Origin of the sequence: Paraburkholderia graminis (assembly GCF_003330785.1) — a bacterium.
GTDB classification, from domain to species: domain Bacteria; phylum Pseudomonadota; class Gammaproteobacteria; order Burkholderiales; family Burkholderiaceae; genus Paraburkholderia; species Paraburkholderia graminis.
The window spans coordinates 3,714,361-3,735,894 of record NZ_CP024934.1; the positions used below are offsets into that span (position 1 = coordinate 3,714,361).

At 60.9% G+C, this 21,534-nt stretch carries 14 protein-coding genes, 2 tRNA genes and 2 rRNA genes; 10 read left to right on the top strand and 8 right to left on the bottom strand.

The annotated features are described in order from the left end of the window. Positions 1-181: 181 nt before the first annotated feature. The 6 genes from CUJ91_RS16730 to CUJ91_RS16755 all read right to left on the bottom strand — a co-directional run bounded on the left by CUJ91_RS16730 (position 182) and on the right by CUJ91_RS16755 (position 8,742). A 23S ribosomal RNA gene (locus tag CUJ91_RS16730) occupies positions 182-3,064 on the bottom strand. A gap of 353 nt (positions 3,065-3,417) precedes the next feature. Continuing rightward, positions 3,418-3,493 (bottom strand) — tRNA-Ala (locus tag CUJ91_RS16735). A gap of 56 nt (positions 3,494-3,549) precedes the next feature. After that, positions 3,550-3,626: transfer RNA gene (locus CUJ91_RS16740), tRNA-Ile, on the bottom strand. Between the two features lie 72 nt (positions 3,627-3,698). Beyond that, a 16S ribosomal RNA gene (locus CUJ91_RS16745) occupies positions 3,699-5,231 on the bottom strand. Together the 16S and 23S rRNA genes with 2 tRNA genes alongside form the textbook arrangement of a ribosomal RNA operon. A gap of 473 nt (positions 5,232-5,704) precedes the next feature. Beyond that, complete coding sequence (locus tag CUJ91_RS16750; protein ID WP_029970891.1) at positions 5,705-6,982, bottom strand: SGNH/GDSL hydrolase family protein; 1,278 nt, start codon at positions 6,980-6,982, stop codon at positions 5,705-5,707. Positions 6,983-7,113: 131 nt separating this feature from the next. After that, on the bottom strand, positions 7,114-8,742 hold the full coding sequence (locus tag CUJ91_RS16755) for an NAD(P)/FAD-dependent oxidoreductase (RefSeq protein ID WP_006053058.1): 1,629 nt from the start codon (positions 8,740-8,742) through the stop codon (positions 7,114-7,116). 218 nt (positions 8,743-8,960) lie between these two features. On the opposite strand from CUJ91_RS16755, the gene paaA reads away from it, so the two are divergent. The 8 genes from paaA (at position 8,961) to CUJ91_RS16795 (ending at position 15,292) form a co-directional block, all read left to right on the top strand. Continuing rightward, positions 8,961-9,959: a 1,2-phenylacetyl-CoA epoxidase subunit PaaA gene (gene paaA, locus CUJ91_RS16760; protein WP_006053057.1), complete on the top strand. Its 999-nt coding sequence runs from the start codon at positions 8,961-8,963 to the stop codon at positions 9,957-9,959. Between the two features lie 38 nt (positions 9,960-9,997). Continuing rightward, positions 9,998-10,282, top strand: coding sequence for a 1,2-phenylacetyl-CoA epoxidase subunit PaaB (gene paaB / locus CUJ91_RS16765; protein WP_006053056.1), 285 nt, complete (start codon positions 9,998-10,000; stop codon positions 10,280-10,282). 8 nt (positions 10,283-10,290) lie between these two features. Continuing rightward, entirely contained in the window at positions 10,291-11,094 is an 804-nt protein-coding gene (paaC, locus tag CUJ91_RS16770; RefSeq protein WP_114156529.1) for a 1,2-phenylacetyl-CoA epoxidase subunit PaaC, read from the top strand. Between the two features lie 25 nt (positions 11,095-11,119). Then, a complete protein-coding gene (gene paaD, locus CUJ91_RS16775; RefSeq protein ID WP_114156530.1) occupies positions 11,120-11,692 on the top strand; it encodes a 1,2-phenylacetyl-CoA epoxidase subunit PaaD in 573 nt (190 codons plus the stop codon). A gap of 1 nt (position 11,693) precedes the next feature. Next, the gene (gene paaE, locus CUJ91_RS16780; RefSeq protein WP_006053053.1) at positions 11,694-12,782 is read left to right on the top strand and encodes a 1,2-phenylacetyl-CoA epoxidase subunit PaaE; all 1,089 of its coding nucleotides are present in this window, start codon (positions 11,694-11,696) and stop codon (positions 12,780-12,782) included. Positions 12,783-12,934: 152 nt separating this feature from the next. Further along, the gene (locus tag CUJ91_RS16785) at positions 12,935-13,750 is read left to right on the top strand and encodes a DUF1835 domain-containing protein (RefSeq protein WP_006053052.1); all 816 of its coding nucleotides are present in this window, start codon (positions 12,935-12,937) and stop codon (positions 13,748-13,750) included. Between the two features lie 11 nt (positions 13,751-13,761). Continuing rightward, on the top strand, positions 13,762-14,370 hold the full coding sequence (locus CUJ91_RS16790; RefSeq protein WP_114156531.1) for a TetR/AcrR family transcriptional regulator: 609 nt from the start codon (positions 13,762-13,764) through the stop codon (positions 14,368-14,370). Positions 14,371-14,623: 253 nt separating this feature from the next. Beyond that, positions 14,624-15,292, top strand: coding sequence for a GNAT family N-acetyltransferase (locus tag CUJ91_RS16795; RefSeq protein ID WP_114156532.1), 669 nt, complete (start codon positions 14,624-14,626; stop codon positions 15,290-15,292). Between the two features lie 97 nt (positions 15,293-15,389). On the opposite strand, the gene CUJ91_RS16800 is transcribed toward CUJ91_RS16795, so the two are convergent. After that, positions 15,390-15,887 carry an Lrp/AsnC family transcriptional regulator gene (locus tag CUJ91_RS16800; RefSeq protein WP_029970894.1) on the bottom strand — a complete coding sequence of 166 codons (498 nt, stop codon included), beginning with the start codon at positions 15,885-15,887 and terminating at the stop codon, positions 15,390-15,392. A gap of 177 nt (positions 15,888-16,064) precedes the next feature. Between CUJ91_RS16800 and hppD the strand changes: the two genes are divergently transcribed. After that, positions 16,065-17,162, top strand: a complete 1,098-nt coding sequence (gene hppD, locus CUJ91_RS16805; RefSeq protein ID WP_006053048.1) for a 4-hydroxyphenylpyruvate dioxygenase — start codon at positions 16,065-16,067, stop codon at positions 17,160-17,162. A gap of 165 nt (positions 17,163-17,327) precedes the next feature. Here hppD and CUJ91_RS16810 read toward each other — a convergent pair whose 3' ends face one another. Further along, positions 17,328-17,525 carry a hypothetical protein gene (locus CUJ91_RS16810; protein WP_053858836.1) on the bottom strand — a complete coding sequence of 66 codons (198 nt, stop codon included), beginning with the start codon at positions 17,523-17,525 and terminating at the stop codon, positions 17,328-17,330. 367 nt (positions 17,526-17,892) lie between these two features. Between CUJ91_RS16810 and CUJ91_RS16815 the strand changes: the two genes are divergently transcribed. Further along, positions 17,893-21,504: an indolepyruvate ferredoxin oxidoreductase family protein gene (locus CUJ91_RS16815; RefSeq protein ID WP_114156533.1), complete on the top strand. Its 3,612-nt coding sequence runs from the start codon at positions 17,893-17,895 to the stop codon at positions 21,502-21,504. The last annotated feature ends 30 nt before the right edge of the window (positions 21,505-21,534 follow it).

Sequence of the window (21,534 nt, forward strand, 5' to 3'; positions counted from 1 at the left end):
ACCAATCGGGAAGAAGTAGTTTCTGGTGATGCTCACCAGGGTAAAGCTGTTGGGCTGTGTTGTTCGAGGCACAACATCGATCACTCAACCGTGTGTGGTCTGCATAAGACCCTGCGCGTGGCGCAGGGTGGGGCATCCATAAGTGCTGAAGCACTAACGGCTGCCGACACACACCTGTTATAGGATCAAGCCTTACGGGCAATTAGTATCAGTTAGCTGAACGCATTACTGCGCTTACACACCTGACCTATCAACGTCCTGGTCTTGAACGACCCTTCAAGGGGCTCGAAGCCCCGGGGATATCTCATCTTAAGGCGAGTTTCCCGCTTAGATGCTTTCAGCGGTTATCTCTTCCGAACATAGCTACCCGGCGATGCCACTGGCGTGACAACCGGTACACCAGAGGTTCGTCCACTCCGGTCCTCTCGTACTAGGAGCAGCCCCCTTCAAATATCCAGCGCCCACGGCAGATAGGGACCAAACTGTCTCACGACGTTTTAAACCCAGCTCACGTACCTCTTTAAATGGCGAACAGCCATACCCTTGGGACCGGCTACAGCCCCAGGATGAGATGAGCCGACATCGAGGTGCCAAACACCGCCGTCGATATGAACTCTTGGGCGGTATCAGCCTGTTATCCCCAGAGTACCTTTTATCCGTTGAGCGATGGCCCTTCCATACAGAACCACCGGATCACTATGACCTGCTTTCGCACCTGCTCGACTTGTCGGTCTCGCAGTTAAGCACGCTTATGCCATTGCACTATCAGCACGATTTCCGACCGTACCTAGCGTACCTTCGTACTCCTCCGTTACACTTTGGGAGGAGACCGCCCCAGTCAAACTGCCTACCATGCACTGTCCCCGATCCGGATTCACGGACCAGGGTTAGAACCTCAAACAGATCAGGGTGGTATTTCAAGGATGGCTCCACGCAAACTGGCGTTCACGCTTCACAGCCTCCCACCTATCCTACACAGACCGGTTCAAAGTCCAATGCAAAGCTACAGTAAAGGTTCATGGGGTCTTTCCGTCTAGCCGCGGGGAGATTGCATCATCACAAACACTTCAACTTCGCTGAGTCTCGGGAGGAGACAGTGTGGCCATCGTTACGCCATTCGTGCAGGTCGGAACTTACCCGACAAGGAATTTCGCTACCTTAGGACCGTTATAGTTACGGCCGCCGTTTACCGGGACTTCAATCAGGAGCTTGCACCCCATCATTTAATCTTCCGGCACCGGGCAGGCGTCACACCCTATACGTCCACTTTCGTGTTTGCAGAGTGCTGTGTTTTTATTAAACAGTCGCAGCCACCAGTTTATTGCAACCCCTTCACCCTTCTGGCGCAGGCCAGTCAGGCTACAGGGGCGTACCTTATCCCGAAGTTACGGTACCAATTTGCCGAGTTCCTTCTCCCGAGTTCTCTCAAGCGCCTTAGAATACTCATCTCGCCCACCTGTGTCGGTTTGCGGTACGGTCACTGTTGAACTGAAGCTTAGAGGCTTTTCCTGGAACCACTTCCGATTGCTTCGTCTCCGAAGAGACTGGCCTCGCACCCTTGAATTCCGCGCCCGGATTTGCCAAAGCGCCTTCTCCAATGCAAGGACCGGGACTTCCAACACCCGGACAACCTTCCGCGATCCGTCCCCCCATCGCATTCAACACTGGTGCAGGAATATTAACCTGCTTCCCATCAGCTACGCATTTCTGCCTCGCCTTAGGGGCCGACTCACCCTACGCCGATGAACGTTGCGTAGGAAACCTTGGGCTTACGGCGAGGGGGCCTTTCACCCCCTTTATCGCTACTCATGTCAGCATTCGCACTTCCGATACCTCCAGCACACTTTCCAGTGCACCTTCGCAGGCTTACGGAACGCTCTCCTACCATGCACATAAATGTGCATCCGCAGCTTCGGTATATGGCTTAGCCCCGTTACATCTTCCGCGCAGGACGACTCGATCAGTGAGCTATTACGCTTTCTTTAAAGGATGGCTGCTTCTAAGCCAACCTCCTGACTGTTTTAGCCTTCCCACTTCGTTTCCCACTTAGCCATATTTGGGGACCTTAGCTGGCGGTCTGGGTTGTTTCCCTCTTGACACCGGACGTTAGCACCCGATGTCTGTCTCCCGTGATTGCACTCTTCGGTATTCGGAGTTTGCTATGGCGTAGTAATCCGCAATGGACCCCACAACCATGACAGTGCTCTACCCCCGAAGGTGATACACGAGGCACTACCTAAATAGTTTTCGGAGAGAACCAGCTATTTCCAGGTTTGTTTAGCCTTTCACCCCTATCCACAGCTCATCCCCTAACTTTTCAACGTTAGTGGGTTCGGACCTCCAGTACGTGTTACCGCACCTTCATCCTGGCCATGGATAGATCACCTGGTTTCGGGTCTACACCCAGCGACTGAACGCCCTGTTCGGACTCGCTTTCGCTACGCCTGCCCTAATCGGTTAAGCTTGCCACTGAATGTAAGTCGCTGACCCATTATACAAAAGGTACGCCGTCACCCTCTTGCGAAGGCTCCGACTGTTTGTATGCATGCGGTTTCAGGATCTGTTTCACTCCCCTCCCGGGGTTCTTTTCGCCTTTCCCTCACGGTACTGGTTCACTATCGGTCGATCACGAGTATTTAGCCTTGGAGGATGGTCCCCCCATCTTCAGACAGGATTTCACGTGTCCCGCCCTACTTGTCGTACACCTAGTTCTTCCTCGCTGTTTTCGTCTACAGGGCTATCACCTGCTATGGCGGCACTTTCCAGAGCCTTCGACTAACAATGAAGATAAAGAGTACAGGCTGGTCCCATTTCGCTCGCCACTACTCTGGGAATCTCGGTTGATTTCTTTTCCTGCGGTTACTTAGATGTTTCAGTTCACCGCGTTCGCTTCGCATGGCCTATGTATTCAGCCACGGATACCTCAAAAGAGGTGGGTTTCCCCATTCGGACATCTACGGATCAAAGCTCGTTTGCCAGCTCCCCGTAGCTTTTCGCAGGCTACCGCGTCCTTCATCGCCTGTGATCGCCAAGGCATCCACCACATGCACTTGTTCGCTTGACCCTATAACGGGTGTGTCTTCTCGGCCAGTGTTAGTGCTTTAGCACTTACTCTGGCCCGATCCCCGAAGGGGACCAGCGATCCGATCACTCGCTACAGGTTGAGTATTCGTGTTGCGCCGTATTCCAAGAGCAATCTTTCGATTACCTTTAAAATACATCGATACAATCACAACCCTGATTCACCTACTCGCACACCCATCTCTAAGTATGCTTTCGTGAATCTCTTTACTACTTCTTCCTGATTGTTAAAGAACGACAGCCGATATAAAGCTCTGCTTCATATCACTTGCTGACTGGCTCAATCGCCAATGCACAACGCTCTGCCTGTTTCACAGAACGCTACGCATTGAGGATTGGTGGAGGATGACGGGATCGAACCGACGACCCCCTGCTTGCAAAGCAGGTGCTCTCCCAGCTGAGCTAATCCCCCAAGTCACTGCACAGCAGCACCAGAGGTTTCAGTCCATCAGCTCACCAGACATGACATGGTGGGTCTGGATGGATTCGAACCATCGACCCCCGCCTTATCAAGACGGTGCTCTAACCGACTGAGCTACAGACCCCTGAGTCTGTCTGCGTTTCTTCACTACAGCCGATAAGCGTGAGCGCTCAACGTTTGACACGTTCAGCTCTGGAAAGGAGGTGATCCAGCCGCACCTTCCGATACGGCTACCTTGTTACGACTTCACCCCAGTCATGAATCCTACCGTGGTGACCGTCCTCCTTGCGGTTAGACTAGCCACTTCTGGTAAAACCCACTCCCATGGTGTGACGGGCGGTGTGTACAAGACCCGGGAACGTATTCACCGCGGCATGCTGATCCGCGATTACTAGCGATTCCAGCTTCACGCACTCGAGTTGCAGAGTGCGATCCGGACTACGATCGGTTTTCTGGGATTGGCTCCACCTCGCGGCTTGGCGACCCTCTGTTCCGACCATTGTATGACGTGTGAAGCCCTACCCATAAGGGCCATGAGGACTTGACGTCATCCCCACCTTCCTCCGGTTTGTCACCGGCAGTCTCCCTGGAGTGCTCTTGCGTAGCAACTAGGGACAAGGGTTGCGCTCGTTGCGGGACTTAACCCAACATCTCACGACACGAGCTGACGACAGCCATGCAGCACCTGTGTTACGGCTCCCTTTCGGGCACATCCACCTCTCAGCGGACTTCCGTACATGTCAAGGGTAGGTAAGGTTTTTCGCGTTGCATCGAATTAATCCACATCATCCACCGCTTGTGCGGGTCCCCGTCAATTCCTTTGAGTTTTAATCTTGCGACCGTACTCCCCAGGCGGTCAACTTCACGCGTTAGCTACGTTACCAAGCCAATGAAGGCCCGACAACCAGTTGACATCGTTTAGGGCGTGGACTACCAGGGTATCTAATCCTGTTTGCTCCCCACGCTTTCGTGCATGAGCGTCAGTATTGGCCCAGGGGGCTGCCTTCGCCATCGGTATTCCTCCACATCTCTACGCATTTCACTGCTACACGTGGAATTCTACCCCCCTCTGCCATACTCTAGCCCGCCAGTCACAAATGCAGTTCCCAGGTTAAGCCCGGGGATTTCACATCTGTCTTAGCGAACCGCCTGCGCACGCTTTACGCCCAGTAATTCCGATTAACGCTTGCACCCTACGTATTACCGCGGCTGCTGGCACGTAGTTAGCCGGTGCTTATTCTTCCGGTACCGTCATCCCGCCCGGATATTAGCCAGGCGGTTTTCTTTCCGGACAAAAGTGCTTTACAACCCGAAGGCCTTCTTCACACACGCGGCATTGCTGGATCAGGCTTGCGCCCATTGTCCAAAATTCCCCACTGCTGCCTCCCGTAGGAGTCTGGGCCGTGTCTCAGTCCCAGTGTGGCTGGTCGTCCTCTCAGACCAGCTACAGATCGTCGCCTTGGTAGGCCTTTACCCCACCAACTAGCTAATCTGCCATCGGCCGCCCCTGTAGCGCGAGGTCCCGAAGGATCCCCCGCTTTCCTCCGCAGAGCGTATGCGGTATTAATCCGGCTTTCGCCGGGCTATCCCCCACTACAGGACACGTTCCGATGTATTACTCACCCGTTCGCCACTCGCCACCAGGATTGCTCCCGTGCTGCCGTTCGACTTGCATGTGTAAGGCATGCCGCCAGCGTTCAATCTGAGCCAGGATCAAACTCTTCAGTTCAAACCTGTTACTGTTTTCGGGCTCTTTCGAACCCGGTCGCTCACTCAACGTACTGACGAAGTGTTTAACCATCTCTCGATGACCAAACCTTCCTTTCATTACTGTGTGAGACTTGATACTTTCGCTTTACCGCCAGATTCCGGAGTTAAACCCCGCAACCCGGCGCGCGTCGCGCATCAAGCGCCCACACTTATCGGCTGTTAGTTTTTAAAGATCGGTTCGCACACTTCACAGCGCCCACTTCAACCACCCGGCACTGCTTCGTTCTGCGTCGCTGCATCAGCAGCAGAGAAGCGAGATTATGAAGACTCTCTTTCGGTTCGTCAACCCCATTTTTTCGCTTTCGCTTAAAACTTTGTTGACGTCACCGCCGCTCCTTCCCGTCGCGGCCCTCGTTCGCAAACGAGGAACGAAATCATAGGCGGCCCAGAGCCTTATTTCAAGGGTTTGGCGAGAACTTTATCGTCAGTCACTCATTTGCGCGCCGAATTCACGGCTCCGTCGACGGAAACCGCTTCCGCCATGGCCGCGTAGCCGGCATCGCTTGGGTGAATGTGGTCGCCGCTATCGTACTTGCGCTGCAGACGTCCCGGCTCGGCCGGATCGCGCAGCGCGGCGTCGAAATCGACTACGCCGTCGAAAGCATGGCTGGAACGGATCCACTCGTTGACGGCCAGCCGGATGTTCTCGCGCGACGCCGGAAGCGCTGCGGGCGTCAGCGTCCCGCCGAACACCTTGACTCCCGCCCGTCGCGCGGCCGCGATCACCCGCTGATAGCCCGCGATCAGGTCGGCCGCTGTCACCGACGCGTGCGGGAAATCGCAGTCGAGCCCGCTGCGCGCCGGCATCGCCGCGAAATTAATGTCGTTGATGCCGATCAGCAGAATCACCGCCTTGACGCCGGGCCGCTCGAGCGCGTCGCGCCCAAATCGCGTGACCAGCGCATCGCCATAACACGGAGAATCGTTAAGCAGCCGGTTGCCGCTGATACCGAGATTGATCACGGCCGTCGAGCGGTTCCCCGAGCCGGCCAATCGGCGGGCGAACGCGTCCGGCCATCGACGGTTCAGGTTCAGGCTGGAGCGCATGCCGTCCGTGATCGAATCGCCGATCGCCGCAATTGCCGTCGATCCCGGCGCGGCGTCGACGGACAGCCCCGTCACCCACAAGTATTGAGTGAAGCGCCCGCGAAACGCTTCTGCCGTCGCGTCCGCCGCGTGGTTGCCGGGGCTGGAAACATAATTAAGCTGGCTGGAAACCCGGTGCCACGCGACCACTCGCTGGTCCGGCGCCATAAACGCGCTAATGGCATACGGCGCGCCTTCCGCGACGTCCATCGCGATTGGGTCGCTGTCCAGTTCGCGGCCGGGCGCAACGCTCACACTCGGCTTCCCGCCGAAGGTCACACGCGCGCCGCCGCCAGCCGACGCGGCAGCGCCGCCCGCCGACCGCGCAATGCGCAGATCCTCGATAACGAGCGGCGTCTTGCCGTATTCATTGCTGAGGTGAATCCGCACAGATTTTCCCGACAGCGTCGGGTAGACAATCTGACGGACGGTGCGCCCCGCCACTTCAGGCGCGCGATACAGCGGCGGCAAGTCAGCGCGTTGCGGGATGGGCTGCAGCGCGGTTGCCCACGCCGTGACCCAATGCGCCGAGGCGTCCGTGCCAGCGGCGGCGACAGAGGAGGAAACGGCAAGCTGGCAAAACAGCGCGGCGCCGCATGCCGCGGCCAGAGAGCGAATGGTCATTCGTGTACTTGGTTTCAAGCGAAACAGCCATTGTGCACGATCCGCGTCGGCCGACGCGGGCCAGCGCGGGCGGCATACGCCCGCACTCGCACTCGCAAACGGACAAAGCCCGCAACGCACAGCCAGCACCCTCACCCGGCCACTTGCAGCTCACCCGTCATCTTCAAAGCCAGCGCTTCAGCCACTTCAATTCCGTCGATCGCCGCCGAATAGATCCCGCCGGCGTAACCCGCGCCCTCTCCCGCCGGATACAAGCCCTCGACGTTCACGCTCTGATAGTCGTCGCGCCGGCGCACCCGGATCGGCGACGACGTCCGCGTCTCCACGCCCGTCAACACCGCGTCATGCATCGCGAAGCCCGCGATCTTCTTGTCCATCTGCGGAAGCGCTTCGCGAATCGCCTCGATCACGTAGTCGGGCAGCGCCGTGCTGAGATCCGTGGGATGCACGCCCGGCTTATAAGACGGCACGACCGAACCAAGCGACGTCGACGGCCGTCCAGCAATGAAGTCGCCGACAAGTTGACCCGGCGCCATATAGTTGCCGCCGCCCAGTTCGAACGCCCGCTCTTCCCATTTCCGTTGGAATGCGATGCCGGCAAGCGGCCCGCCCGGATAATCGTCGGGCGTGATGCCCACGACGATTCCCGCGTTCGCATTGCGCTCGGCTCGCGAATACTGGCTCATGCCGTTGGTCACCACGCGCCCCGGCTCGGACGTCGCGGCGACCACCGTCCCGCCCGGGCACATGCAGAAGCTGTACACCGCGCGCCCGTTGCTGCAGTGATGCACCACCTTATAGTCGGCGGCGCCCAGTTGCTTGTGGCCGGCAAACTTGCCGAACCGGCTACGGTCGATCAAGCCCTGCGGATGCTCGATCCGAAACCCGAGCGAGAACGGCTTGGCTTCGATATAAACGCCGCGGTCGTGCAACATCTGAAAGGTATCGCGCGCGCTGTGGCCGACGGCGAGCACCACATGGTCGCAGCGCAGCGTTTCGCCCGTCGACAGCGTCAGCCCGCGTACTTTTCCGTTATCGATGTCGATATCGTCCACGCGCGTCTCGAAACGCACTTCGCCGCCCAGTTCGTGGATGGTCGCGCGCATCTTCTCGACCATGCTCACGAGGCGAAACGTGCCGATATGCGGCCGGCTCAGATACAGAATGTCCTCTGGCGCGCCGGCCCGCACGAATTCGTCCAGCACCTTGCGGCCATAGTGCTTCGGGTCCTTGATCTGGCTATACAGCTTGCCGTCCGAAAACGTACCCGCGCCGCCCTCGCCAAACTGCACGTTCGATTCCGGATTCAGCACCGACTTGCGCCACAGGCCGAAGGTGTCCTTGGTGCGCTCGCGCACCGCCTTGCCGCGCTCGAGGATGATCGGACGGAAGCCCATTTGCGCGAGGATCAGCCCGGCGAACAGCCCGCATGGTCCCATGCCGATCACCACCGGACGCGGCCCGCTGAACTGCGCCGGCGCCCTGGCGACGAACCGGTACGTCATGTCGGGCGTCACGGCGCAATGCGGCACGTCGGCGATCCGCTTGAGCGCGGCGGCTTCGTCCGTGACCTCGACGTCGACGATGTAGGTCAGCTTGATGTCGGCGCGCTTGCGCGCATCGTGGGCGCGCCGGAACACGGTGTATCGGACGAGCCCGTCATGAGGCACGCCGAGTTCCGCGAGACGCGCGCGGACGGCGGCCTCGAGAGCGCTCTCGGGATGATCGAGCGGGAGTTTGATTTCGCTTAGACGTAGCATGAAGTACCGGGGATGCAGGAGGGCCGCAATCGCGGCCAATTCGCAATTTTATAGGCTAAGCGCCGGTGCGGGGTTTCCGCGCAAAGTAAAACAGGTCGCGAAGCCCGCGCCGGCGGCTGTCGGAGCGAACGCCGTCCGTCTCAAAAAAATTTATTAACCGACCGGTCGGTTGGCTTATACTGTGCAAACCAGATAACTCCCCCAGAAAGAGCGTCCCCATGTACACGCAATCCCTGGATATTCCCGGCAACGTGGCCCCGCTGGAATCCGGCGCGACGTCGCCGGAGCAGGCGCAATTCGACGCCGTCATGGCCGCGGACGGCAAGATAGAACCGCAAGACTGGATGCCCGACGCGTATCGCAAGACGCTCGTGCGCCAGATTTCGCAGCACGCGCATTCGGAGATCGTCGGCATGCTGCCGGAAGGCAACTGGATCACGCGCGCGCCGAGCCTCAAGCGCAAGGCGATTCTGCTCGCCAAGGTGCAGGACGAAGCCGGCCACGGTCTCTATCTATATAGCGCGGCCGAAACGCTCGGCGTCTCGCGCGATCAGCTCGTCGCGGCGCTGCATTCCGGCAAGGCCAAATATTCGAGCATCTTCAATTACCCGACGCCCACCTGGGCGGATGTCGGCGTGATCGGCTGGCTGGTCGACGGCGCGGCGATCATGAATCAGATTCCCCTGTGCCGTTGCACTTACGGCCCGTACGCCCGCGCGATGATCCGCATCTGCAAGGAAGAGTCGTTCCACCAGCGCCAGGGCTTCGACGCGCTGATGTCGATGATGTCCGGCACCGACGCGCAGCGCGAACTCGTCCAGCAGGCGGTGAACCGCTGGTGGTGGCCGGTGCTGATGATGTTCGGTCCGAGCGACAAGGATTCCATCCACAGCAATCAATCGTCGAAATGGGGCATCAAGCGTATTTCGAACGACGACCTGCGTCAGAAATTCGTCGACGCCACCGTCGAACAGGCGAAGGTGCTCGGCGTGACGCTGCCCGACCCCGACCTCAAATGGAACGAAGCGCGCGGCCACTACGACTACGGCGACATCGACTGGGAAGAATTCTGGCGCGTCGTGAACGGCGACGGCCCATGCAATCGCGAGCGCCTTGGCACCCGCGTCAAGGCGCATAACGAGGGCGCCTGGGTTCGCGAAGCCGCCATCGCCCACGCCGAGAAACAACGCCAACGCGCCCAACAGCACGCCGCCTGAACAACGCGGCTCGCCAGGCAAGGAATCAGGAGATCAGCATGAACAAGGAATGGCCGATTTGGGAAGTCTTCGTGCGCAGCAAGCAGGGACTCGACCATAAACACTGCGGCAGCCTGCACGCCGCCGACGCGCAAATGGCGCTGCGCATGGCGCGGGACGTCTACACGCGCCGCCAGGAAGGCGTGAGCATCTGGGTGGTGCCGTCGTCGGCGATTACGGCGTCCGCGCCGCAAGACAAGGCGGAACTGTTCGAACCGGCGGCCGACAAGATTTACCGCCACCCGACGTTCTACACGCTTCCCGACGAAGTCAACCACATGTAAGCGCGGCCATGAACATCACGCTAGAACATCTGCAATACGTGCTGCGCCTCGCCGATACCGCGCTGATTCTCGGTCAGCGCAATGCCGAGTGGTGCGGCCACGGCCCGATTCTCGAAGAAGACATCGCGCTGTCGAACATGAGCCTCGATCTGATCGGCCAGGCGCGTCTGCTGTACACGCACGCGGCGTCGCTCGAACAGCACCTCACCGGCAAGACCCGCACCGAAGACGACTACGCGTACTTCCGCGCCGAGCGCGAGTTCGCCAACTACACGCTGGTGGAATTGCCGCACTACGGCCCGCTGTCCGCGACGGCGCAAGCCGAGAAGGACTACGCGGTCACCATTGTGCGCAACTTCCTTTATTCGACGCTGATGGCGCATGTCTGGACCGCGCTCACGCAATCGACCGACACGCAACTGGCCGCGATCGCGTCGAAGTCGATCAAGGAAACGAGCTACCACGTCCATCACGCGAGCGAATGGCTGATCCGTTTCGGCGACGGCACGGAGGAATCGCACCGCCGCTCGCAGGCCGCGCTTGACTACCTGATGCCGTACACGCGCGAGTTCTTCAGCACCGACGCCGTGGAAGAAGCGATCGCCGCGGCTGGCATTGGCCCGCTCAGCGCCGATCTGGAAGCCGCCTGGCTCGACGACGTGCGCGCCACACTCGACCAAGCCACGCTTACGCTTCCCGAACCGGTCAAGCACGTCACGACCGGCAAGCACGGCGAGCATTCGGAGCACATGGGCTTCGTGCTGGCCGAAATGCAAAGCCTCGCGCGGCAGCATCCCGGCGCGACCTGGTAATCGCAATAACACGGCAAATCAGACGATGACGACCTCGACCGCGCCCACCGCCGTCCTTGACGACGCCCATGACGACGCCACGCTCGAACGCGCGTGGGCGGTGCTGGAAGCCGTGCCCGATCCCGAGATTCCGGTGGTATCGATCCGCGAGCTCGGCATTCTGCGCGACGTGCGGCGCACGGACGACGGCACGCTCGAGGTGGTGATCACGCCGACCTATTCCGGCTGTCCGGCCATGTCGCAGATCGCCGAAGACGTCGCGCATGCACTCGACGTCGCGGGACTCACGCCTTATCGCATCGCCACCGTGCTCGCGCCCGCGTGGACCACTGACTGGATGACCGTCGAAGCCCGCGACAAACTGCGCGCCTACGGCATCGCGCCGCCCACCGGCAATTGCGGATCGCCGGCCGATTCGGGTTTGCGGCCGCGCGAAAAGGTCATGCGCTTCGTGCCGCGCGCGCTGCCCGCGCCTTCGTGCCCGCGCTGCGGCTCGGCGCACACCGAGCGTCTCGCGCAATTCGGCTCGACCGCCTGCAAAGCCTTGTACCGCTGCCTCGACTGCCGCGAACCCTTCGACTATTTCAAACCATACTGATATGGCTACCCCGCAATTTCATCCGCTGCGTATCCGCGAAGTGCGGCCTGAAACCGCCGACGCGGTCTCGGTTGCCTTCGAAGTCCCCGCCGAACTGCGCGAGCTTTACCGCTTCACGCAAGGCCAGTTCGTCACGCTCAAAACGCATATCGACGGAGAGGAAACGCGCCGTTCGTACTCGATCTGCGTGGGCGTCACCGACTACGACCGCGACGGCGAACTGCGCATCGGCATCAAGCGCGTGCGCGGCGGGCGCTTCTCGAATTTCGCCTTCGACACGCTGCAGCCCGGCCACACGATTGACGTGATGACGCCGGACGGCCGCTTCTTCACGCATCTGAACGTGGACCACGGCCAGCAGTACGTCGCGTTTGCAGGCGGCTCGGGCATCACGCCGGTGCTCGCCATCATCAAGACGACGCTCGAGGTCGAACCGCGCAGCACCTTTGTGCTGATTTACGGCAACCGCAGCGTGGATCAGATCATGTTCGCCGAAGAACTCGAAGATCTGAAGAACCGCTTCATGAACCGCTTCGTGCTGTACCACGTGCTGTCGGACGATTTGCAGGACGTCGAACTGTTCAACGGCGTGCTCGACCAGAAGAAGTGCGCGGCGTTTCTGGAAAGCCTCGTGCCGGCCGATTCGATCGACGAAGCCTTTATCTGCGGCCCCGCGCCGATGATGGACGCCGCCGAAGCCGCGCTCAAAGCCGCCGGCGTGCCGTCGGAAAAGGTGCACGTAGAACGCTTTGGCTCGCCGCTGCCGCAAGCGGGCGTGCCGCCCGTCGAAATCACCGACGACACGCCCGCAGCCGAGCTCGAAATCGTGCTCGATGGAAAGCGCCGCAAGCTGCGCCTGCCGTATCAGGGCGTGAGCGTGCTCGACGTCGGTCTGCGCGCCGGGCTCGCGCTGCCGTATGCGTGCAAAGGCGGCGTGTGCTGCACCTGCCGCGCGAAAGTCGTCGAAGGCGAAGTGAAGATGGAAAAGAACTACACGCTCGAAGAGCATGAAATCCGCGACGGCTTCGTGCTGACCTGTCAATGCCATCCGATCAGCGATCGCGTGGTGGTGAGCTACGACGAACGTTGAGCGCGTTTGGCGCGTTCGGCGCGTTCCTCGCCCCCTGTGCTTTGAGCCATTCCGCGATCCGCTTACACTAGGGGCCGCTCGCAGTCGGACCGTTCCGGTCCGCGAGGCGAGCGGCCCTTTGTCTAATCGCGTACAAAAACCAGCCACGGCCGATGAGCACCATCCACCTCACCAACGGCGACGTCGCCGCGGAATCATTGCGCACGGCGTTGCGCGAAACGGGCCGCGACGACCGCGTGCAGGCACTGCGCGACGATCTGGCGGTCGGTCCGTTGCGAGGAATCGACGACGACCCGCAAGTGCGCGCCACCTTCTGGGACCGCGTGAGCGCTGACACGAAGCGCGATTTCGTCCGCGAGTTTCGGGAACAGGCCGCAGCGCTCGAAGCGATTGCGCGCGGCGAAGCGAATCTCGTGGTCTGGCATGGCGAAAGCGCATCCGATCAATTGATGCTGCGCCGGGTCTGCTACTACCTGCGGAACAATCCGCAGCGCCTGAACGAAGTGCGTCTGTCGATCCGCGATCTCACCGACACCGGCGCATGGGCGTACAGCCGCAAAGACCGCGCGACGTCCGTCGGCATGTTCGCGCCGTCCGTGCTGCACGCGCGTTTGCCCGACGCGGCGCCCATCTCGGTGCTGCGCATCAGCCGGCTCGCGCTCGAATGGCAGGAAGCGAAGCACGCAAACGGCGAGACGCGGCGCTGGCGCGACAACACCTTCACGAGCGGCAGCTTCGCCGATCTGGACGCGCTGATACTCGAGCACGCGACGGCGGACTGGCAACCGGCGTCGCGAGTGGCCGCGGAAGTCATGACCGCGGAGCTCGGGTTTCTGGTCAGCGACAGCATCGTGCTGTGGCGCTTCCGCGAACTGGCCGCCACGCGCCGGATCAAGCTACGCGGCGACACCGGCGCATGGCGGACGCTCGAGCTGTGCGCGGCGCTCGCCCCCTGTCCACAGGAATAAAACAGACGACCATGGCCCGCACCCGAGCCCCCGACCACGAAAGCCAGCGCGAACAGATTCTCGAACTGGCCGCGGCCAAATTCGCACAGACGAGCTATCCCAGCACGTCGATGTCAGACCTTGCCGCTGCCAGCGGCACCTCGAAAGCGCGCCTCTATCACTATTACGAGAGCAAGGAAGCGATCCTTTTCGATCTGCTGGACCGCTACACCAAACGGCTGATGCTGATCATCGCCGAGGTGGAGGGCGCAAGTCAGCGCCGCGGCCTCACCGAGCGCGAGACCTTTGCCGAGTTGATCCGCGCGTTCCTCTCGGAATACGAGACGTCGCACAGCCGCCACGTCGCACTGCTGAACGACGTAAAGTATCTCGTCGACGCGCAGCGCGAGGTGATTCTCAACCGTCAGCGCGACGTCGTCGCTGCGTTTGCGCGGCAACTGGCGCGCGCTTACCCCGAGCGCGCCACGCGTGAAAACCAGACCGCGCTCACGATGATGGTATTCGGCATGATCAACTGGACCTTCACCTGGCTCAAGCCCGGCGGACGCATGGGCTATCGCGAATTCGCGGAACAGGTGGTGAGCATGGTGGACCACGGGCTGGGCTGCGCGCCGGCTTGATGGCGGGATGGCGCAGCACAGCAATATGCTGCATCGGTAAATAAGCGCGTCGCATATGCGCGACATCGTGCCACGCACGCTCGTTCTTTTATTAATTATCTTTTTGAATCAACGGGTTAACCATAAAACGCCCCCGCAGTTAGGCAGCACCCTCGAATAAAGATACGGGTTTTCCCTAGTGATCGGTTAGCGTTTCCGTTAGAATCGTTTTTGCGGTGCACCAACGCCGCACGATGACAAGGAGAACCTGACCATGAACATGATTACACCCCGCGCCGCCGAGCCGATCGTCGCGCACGATCGCGCGTCGCTGCCTGCCGGTCGTGCGCCTGCTCTGGTTCGTGAACTCACCGCGGTCGACCGTGAACGTCTGTTGACGCACTTCCTCGCGCTCGACGAAGACGACCGCCTGCTGCGCTTCGGTCAGGTGGTGCCCGACCATGTCATCGAGAACTACGTCCGCGCAATCGATTTCAAGAGCGACACCGTGTTCGGCGTGTTCGACGATCAGTTGCAGCTTACGGGCGTCGGTCACCTCGCTTACTTGCCGGCTGAAGGCGACAAGCGCACGGCGGAGTTCGGCGTTTCCGTGCTCGAAAGCGTGCGCGGCCAGGGTATCGGTTCCAGGCTGTTTGAGCGCGCGGCCATTCGCAGCCGCAACACGCATGTCACCACGCTGTACATGCACTGTCTGTCGCGCAACTCGACGATGATGCACATCGCGAAAAAAGCGGGCATGAAGATCGAGTACGCGTACGGCGAAGCAGACGCTTATCTGACGCTGCCGCCGGCCGACCAAACGAGCATCATCACGGAAATGCTGCAGGAACAGGCTGCGGTGTTCGACTATGCGCTCAAGCGCCAGGCACGCCGCACGTCGCGATTGCTCGAGTCCTTCATGCCGACAGCCGCCGCGGCCTGAACATTGGGCAGACGCCGTCATCCACTACAAAGGGCAGCTTCATGGCTGCCCTTTGCGGTTTACCGGCCGTGTGCCGCGCGCCCCAACCGACGCACTTTCATAAGATCGGCAACGCCGTCGTCTCCTTGATCTTTTCCAGCGAGAAGCTCGTTTTGACGTCGATCACCGACGGGTGATGCAGCAGTTGGTCCTGCACGAAGCGCGAAAAGTGCGCCATGTCCTCCACCTGAACGCGTAGCAGATAGTCCATCTCGCCGGTCATTGCGTGACACGCCACCACTTCCGGCCACGTCTGCACGGCCGCGCGGAACAGGTCGGCGTGGGTCGCCTCGCCGCGCGGACTTAGCGCGGAACCGCCGCGCTTTTCCAGCCGCACATTGACGTATGCGAGCAGATCAAGCCCGAGGCGCTGCGCGTCCAGCAGCGCGACGTAGCCGCGAATCACCCCGCTCTCCTCGAGCCGCCGTATGCGCCGCAAACACGGACTCGGTGAAAGATTGATCCGCTCCGCGATCTCCTGATTCGACAACCGGCCATTCTCCTGAAGGATCGCCAGAATACGCCGGTCGATGGCGTCTATCTCTATATGAGTCACTTTCTGCCGCCGTTTTCGGAGATTGAGCTAGAAAATAGCGCCACGCTACGCTAGCGCGATTAAGTTCGCAAGTTTCGAGCGCGGTCCCGCATTTACACTTGCGTCATTCGGTCGCGCTCCGGCATTGCGCGCGCGACTCCGGCGCCACGCGCCCTCGACATGGAGAGAGAGAGACAAATGCAGGTTTCAACTTGGGACAATCCGGTCGGCACCGACGGCTTCGAATTCATCGAATACACCGCCCCCGATCCCAAAGCGCTCGGCAAGCTGTTCGAGCAGATGGGTTTTACCGCTATCGCCCGTCATCGTCATAAGGACGTAACGCTTTACCGGCAAGGCGAGATCAACTTTATCGTCAATGGCGAGCCGGATTCGTTCGCGCAACGCTTCGCGCGTCTGCACGGTCCGTCGATCTGCGCGATCGCGTTCCGCGTCCAGGACGCGGGCAAGGCCTACAGGCAAGCCATCGAAAAAGGCGCGTGGGGCTTCGACAACAAAACCGGCCCGATGGAACTGAACATTCCCGCAATCAAGGGCATCGGCGATTCGCTGATCTATTTCGTCGACCGCTGGCGCGGCAAGAACGGCGCGGCGCCGGGCAGCGTCGGCGACATCGACATTTACGATGTGGACTTCGAGCCGATTGCCGGCGCGAATCCGAACCCCGTGGGTCATGGCCTCACCTACATCGACCACCTGACGCACAACGTCCACCGTGGCCGCATGCAGGAATGGGCGGAGTTTTATGAGCGCCTCTTCAATTTCCGCGAAGTGCGCTATTTCGACATCGAAGGCAAAGTGACGGGCGTGAAGTCGAAAGCGATGACGTCGCCGTGCGGCAAGATCCGCATTCCGATCAACGAGGAAGGCTCCGAAACGTCCGGGCAGATTCAGGAATATCTGGACGCGTACCACGGCGAAGGCATCCAGCACATCGCGCTCGGCAGCAACGACATTTACCGTACCGTCGACGGCCTGCGCGCATCGAATATCTCGCTCCTCGATACCATCGACACCTACTACGAACTCGTCGACCGCCGCGTGCCGAATCACGGCGAGCCGCTCGACGAACTGCGCAAGCGCAAGATTCTGATCGACGGCGCGCCGGACGACTTGCTGCTGCAAATCTTCACTGAGAACCAGATCGGCCCGATCTTCTTCGAGATCATTCAGCGCAAGGGCAATCAGGGCTTTGGCGAGGGCAACTTCAAGGCGCTGTTCGAATCGATCGAACTGGATCAGATTCGCCGCGGCGTCGTGCAGGACAAGGCTTGAGCCGCCAGGCGCCTGTATCCGGCGTGGCGGGTAATGCGCCAATAAAACGAGGCCAATAAAACGACAAGGGCGAGGATCTAACGATCCCCGCCCTCGTCGTTTGCGCCGCCGCTCAACGCTGAGCGACGGCCGGTTTAACCGTCGACACGCCGCATCAGCAGCGCGTCACGAATTCTGGTCTTCCTTCGCGGACGCGCTTTCCCGCGCGATGCGGTTGATGGCGACACGCGCCGGGGCGACCAGGGCCGTGCGGCTAATCACGCTCGACTGCGTGCCCGTACCCGCGTTCGAGCGCACCGGCGCGCTCATGGCGAAAAAGGCGGCCGAAACCATCAGGAAGGTCTGGATATTTCTAGTGTTCATGCGTACTCCTTTTCTAACTGCCCTGTTGTCCTGAAGCGCCGCAACATGCGACGCGTTACACAGACATTGCTCACAGGTGCGGTGTTAGACACGCATCTGCTGCGCGGTTCCATGAGATTGTAGGTTTTACAGCTTGTTACACCGGCAACTCACAGACGTTAGGCGAACTTTGCAACAAACAGCAACCAGCATGAACGCCGCATGGCGGCGGCAGCACAGCGAACTTTCTGCCGCGATGCGGCGGGTTTTCACCAGTGCTACCATCACTTAAAACACGTCAATATGGCGACCCCGGCCATACGCATTCACAAGATGCCGCGGCCCAAAAAGTTTTGGCGATCCCAAACTGGGTGGAGGAGTACACATAATGAATGCCCCGCTAGACGCAGGTCAGCGAGCTTCGCTCGAAGCCGCTCTATCTTCCGTCACGCTCGACGACAAATACACTCTGGAACGCGGCCGCGCGTACATGAGCGGCATCCAGGCGCTGGTGCGTCTGCCGATGCTGCAGCAGGAACGCGACCGCGCCGCCGGCCTGAACACGGCCGGCTTCATCTCCGGTTACCGCGGATCGCCGCTCGGCGGACTCGATCAATCCTTGTGGAAGGCGAAACAGCATCTCGCCTCACATCAGGTCGTGTTCCAGCCGGGCGTCAATGAAGACCTCGCGGCGACCGCCGTTTGGGGCTCGCAACAGGTCAACCTGTACCCCAGCGCCAAATACGACGGCGTGTTTTCGATGTGGTACGGCAAGGGCCCCGGCGTCGACCGTTCCGGCGACGTCTTCAAGCACGGCAATTCGGCGGGTTCGTCGCGGCATGGCGGTGTGCTCGTGCTCGCCGGCGACGACCACGCGGCCAAATCCTCGACGCTCGCGCATCAGTCGGAACACATTTTCAAGGCCTGCGGCCTGCCGGTGCTGTTCCCGTCGAACGTGCAGGAATATCTCGACTTCGGCCTGCACGGCTGGGCAATGAGCCGCTACTCCGGCCTGTGGGTGGCAATGAAGTGCGTGACCGACGTGGTCGAATCGTCGGCTTCCGTCGACATCGATCCGCATCGCACGAAGATCGTTCTGCCGGACGACTTCGCAATGCCCGAAGGCGGTCTGAATATTCGCTGGCCCGATCCGCCGCTCGTGCAGGAAGCGCGTCTGCTCGACTACAAGTGGTACGCGGCGCTCGCCTACGTGCGCGCGAACAAGCTGGATCGCGTCGAGATCGACTCGCCGCACGCGCGCTTCGGCATCATGACGGGCGGCAAGGCGTATCTGGATGTGCGCCAGGCGCTGACCGACCTCGGTCTCGACGACGAAACCTGCGCGCGCATCGGCATCCGCCTCTATAAGGTCGGCTGCGTGTGGCCGCTCGAGGCGCAAGGCGCGCAAGCCTTCGCTCGCGGTCTCGACGAAATTCTCGTGGTCGAAGAAAAGCGTCAGATTCTCGAATACGCGATCAAGGAAGAGTTGTACAACTGGCCCGACGCGCAGCGTCCGCGTGTGTTCGGCAAGTTCGACGAGAAAGACGGCGCGGGCGGCGAATGGTCGGTGCCGATGGGCAACTGGCTGCTGCCGGCGCACTACGAACTGTCGCCCGCGATCATCGCGAAGGCCATCGCCGCGCGGCTTGCCAAGTTCGATCTGCCGTCCGACGTGCGCGCGCGCATCGCCGCGCGCATCGCGGTAATCGAAGCAAAGGAAAAGGCGCTCGCGCGCCCGCGCGTCGAAGCCGAACGCAAGCCGTGGTTCTGCTCGGGCTGCCCGCACAACACGTCGACGAATGTGCCGGAAGGCTCGCGCGCGATGGCGGGCATCGGCTGCCATTACATGACCGTGTGGATGGACCGCAGCACGAGCACGTTCAGCCAGATGGGCGGCGAAGGCGTCGCGTGGATCGGCCAGGCGCCGTTCACGAACGACAAGCATGTGTTCGCCAATCTCGGCGACGGCACCTACTTCCACTCGGGGCTGCTCGCGATTCGCGCGGCCATCGCGTCGAAGGCGAACATCACCTACAAGCTGCTTTACAACGATGCAGTCGCGATGACCGGCGGCCAGCCGGTCGACGGCGTGCTGACCGTCCCGCAGATCACGCATCAACTCGCGGCCGAAGGCGCGTCGAAGATCGTGATCGTCACCGACGAGCCCGAAAAATATTCGGCGAACGTGGGTCTTGCGCCCGGCATCGACATTCACCATCGCGACAAGCTCGACGAAGTGCAACGCCAGTTGCGCGAGATTCCCGGCACCACGATCCTGATCTACGACCAGACCTGCGCGACCGAAAAGCGCCGCCGCAGGAAACGCGGCGCGTATCCGGACCCGGCACGCCGCGTCGTCATCAACGAGGCGGTGTGCGAAGGTTGCGGCGACTGCTCGGTCAAGTCGAACTGCCTGTCAGTCGAGCCGCTCGATACCGAATACGGCACCAAGCGCCAGATCAACCAGTCCACCTGCAACAAGGACTTCTCCTGCGTGAACGGCTTCTGCCCGAGCTTCGTGTCCGTCGAAGGCGGTCAGTTACGCAAGCCGAAAGCGGCATCCGGCATTGTCGGCGACGCGATGCCGCCGGTGCCGGAACCCGCGCTGCCGTCAATCGACCGTCCTTACGGCGTGCTGGTGACAGGCGTCGGCGGCACGGGTGTCGTGACGATCGGCGCGCTGCTCGGCATGGCCGCGCATCTGGAGAGCAAGGGCGTGACGGTGCTCGACGTCACCGGCCTCGCGCAGAAAGGCGGCGCCGTGATGAGTCATGTGCAGATCGCGAACAAGCCCGACGACATTCACGCCACGCGCATCGCAATGGGCGAAGCGAGTCTCGTGATCGGCTGCGATGCAATCGTGACGGCGAGCGACGAATGCGTGTCGCGGATGCAAGCCGGTCAAACGCGCGTGGTGCTCAATAGCGCGCACACGCCGACCGCCGAGCTGATCAAGAACCCGAACTGGCGCTTTCCTGGCAGCAGCACGGAAGCGGACGTACGCGCGGGGGCGGGCGATGAATGCGTCGATACCGTCGACGCCAATCACTTCGCGGTCGCGCTGCTCGGCGACGCGATCTACACGAACCCGTTCGTGCTCGGCTATGCGTGGCAACGAGGCTGGGTGCCGCTCACGTATCAGTCGTTGATGCGCGCAATCGAGTTGAACAACGTGCAGGTCGAGAAAAACCGCGCGGCATTCGAATGGGGCCGCCGCGCGGCACATGATCCGGCGACCGTGCGCAAGTTCGCGCAATCGCAGCGTGCGGGTGCCGCACCCGATGCCGAGGCCAACGCCACCAGCAGCAAGATCATTTCGCTGCACACGCCGAAAGCGCTCGACACGTTGATCGACAAGCGCGCTGCCTACCTCACGGCATGGCAAAACAGCGCATACGCCGAGCGTTATCGCGCGCTGGTTTCACAAGTGCGCGCGGCCGAGTCGGCGCTCGATTCGGGCGACGGCCAGTTGCCGCTAACCGAAGCGGTCGCGAAGAATCTGCATAAGCTGATGGCGTACAAGGACGAGTACGAAGTCGCGCGGCTATACAGCGATCCGGCGTTCATCGAGAAGCTGAAAGCGAGCTTCGAAGGCGACTGGAAGCTGCACATTCACCTCGCGCCGCCGATGTTCTCGAAGAAAGACGCCCAGGGCCATCTGATCAAGAAGAAGTACGGCCCGTGGGTCTTCAGCGCAATGCATGGACTGGCGAAGCTGAAGTTCCTGCGCGGCACGGCATTCGACATTTTCGGCAAGACGGAAGAGCGTCGCACCGAACGTGCGTTGATCGGCGAGTACGAAACGCTGGTGCGCGAACTGATCGGCGGGCTTAACGCGCAGAACCGCGAGCTGGCAGTCGAACTTGCGAATCTGCCGGACGGCATCCGCGGCTATGGACACATCAAGGAAAACAATCTGAAAGGCGTGCGCGTCAAGTGGAACGATCTGCTCGCGCGCTGGCGCTCGCCGCAGGCGGGCACGACGCAGCACGCGGCTTGACGTTGCCAAAGCGCGCCGTGTTCCGGCCGC

Bases quoted from the DNA above. Each gene is read 5' to 3' on its own strand.
- CUJ91_RS16750 (WP_029970891.1), bottom strand. From the start codon at position 6,982: ATGACCATTCGCTCTCTGGCCGCGGCATGCGGCGCCGCGCTGTTTTGC.
- CUJ91_RS16755 (WP_006053058.1), bottom strand. From the start codon at position 8,742: ATGCTACGTCTAAGCGAAATCAAACTCCCGCTCGATCATCCCGAGAGC.
- paaA (WP_006053057.1), top strand. From the start codon at position 8,961: ATGTACACGCAATCCCTGGATATTCCCGGCAACGTGGCCCCGCTGGAA.
- paaB (WP_006053056.1), top strand. From the start codon at position 9,998: ATGAACAAGGAATGGCCGATTTGGGAAGTCTTCGTGCGCAGCAAGCAG.
- paaC (WP_114156529.1), top strand. From the start codon at position 10,291: ATGAACATCACGCTAGAACATCTGCAATACGTGCTGCGCCTCGCCGAT.
- paaD (WP_114156530.1), top strand. From the start codon at position 11,120: ATGACGACCTCGACCGCGCCCACCGCCGTCCTTGACGACGCCCATGAC.
- paaE (WP_006053053.1), top strand. From the start codon at position 11,694: ATGGCTACCCCGCAATTTCATCCGCTGCGTATCCGCGAAGTGCGGCCT.
- CUJ91_RS16785 (WP_006053052.1), top strand. From the start codon at position 12,935: ATGAGCACCATCCACCTCACCAACGGCGACGTCGCCGCGGAATCATTG.
- CUJ91_RS16790 (WP_114156531.1), top strand. From the start codon at position 13,762: ATGGCCCGCACCCGAGCCCCCGACCACGAAAGCCAGCGCGAACAGATT.
- CUJ91_RS16795 (WP_114156532.1), top strand. From the start codon at position 14,624: ATGAACATGATTACACCCCGCGCCGCCGAGCCGATCGTCGCGCACGAT.
- hppD (WP_006053048.1), top strand. From the start codon at position 16,065: ATGCAGGTTTCAACTTGGGACAATCCGGTCGGCACCGACGGCTTCGAA.
- CUJ91_RS16810 (WP_053858836.1), bottom strand. From the start codon at position 17,525: ATGAACACTAGAAATATCCAGACCTTCCTGATGGTTTCGGCCGCCTTT.
- CUJ91_RS16815 (WP_114156533.1), top strand. From the start codon at position 17,893: ATGAATGCCCCGCTAGACGCAGGTCAGCGAGCTTCGCTCGAAGCCGCT.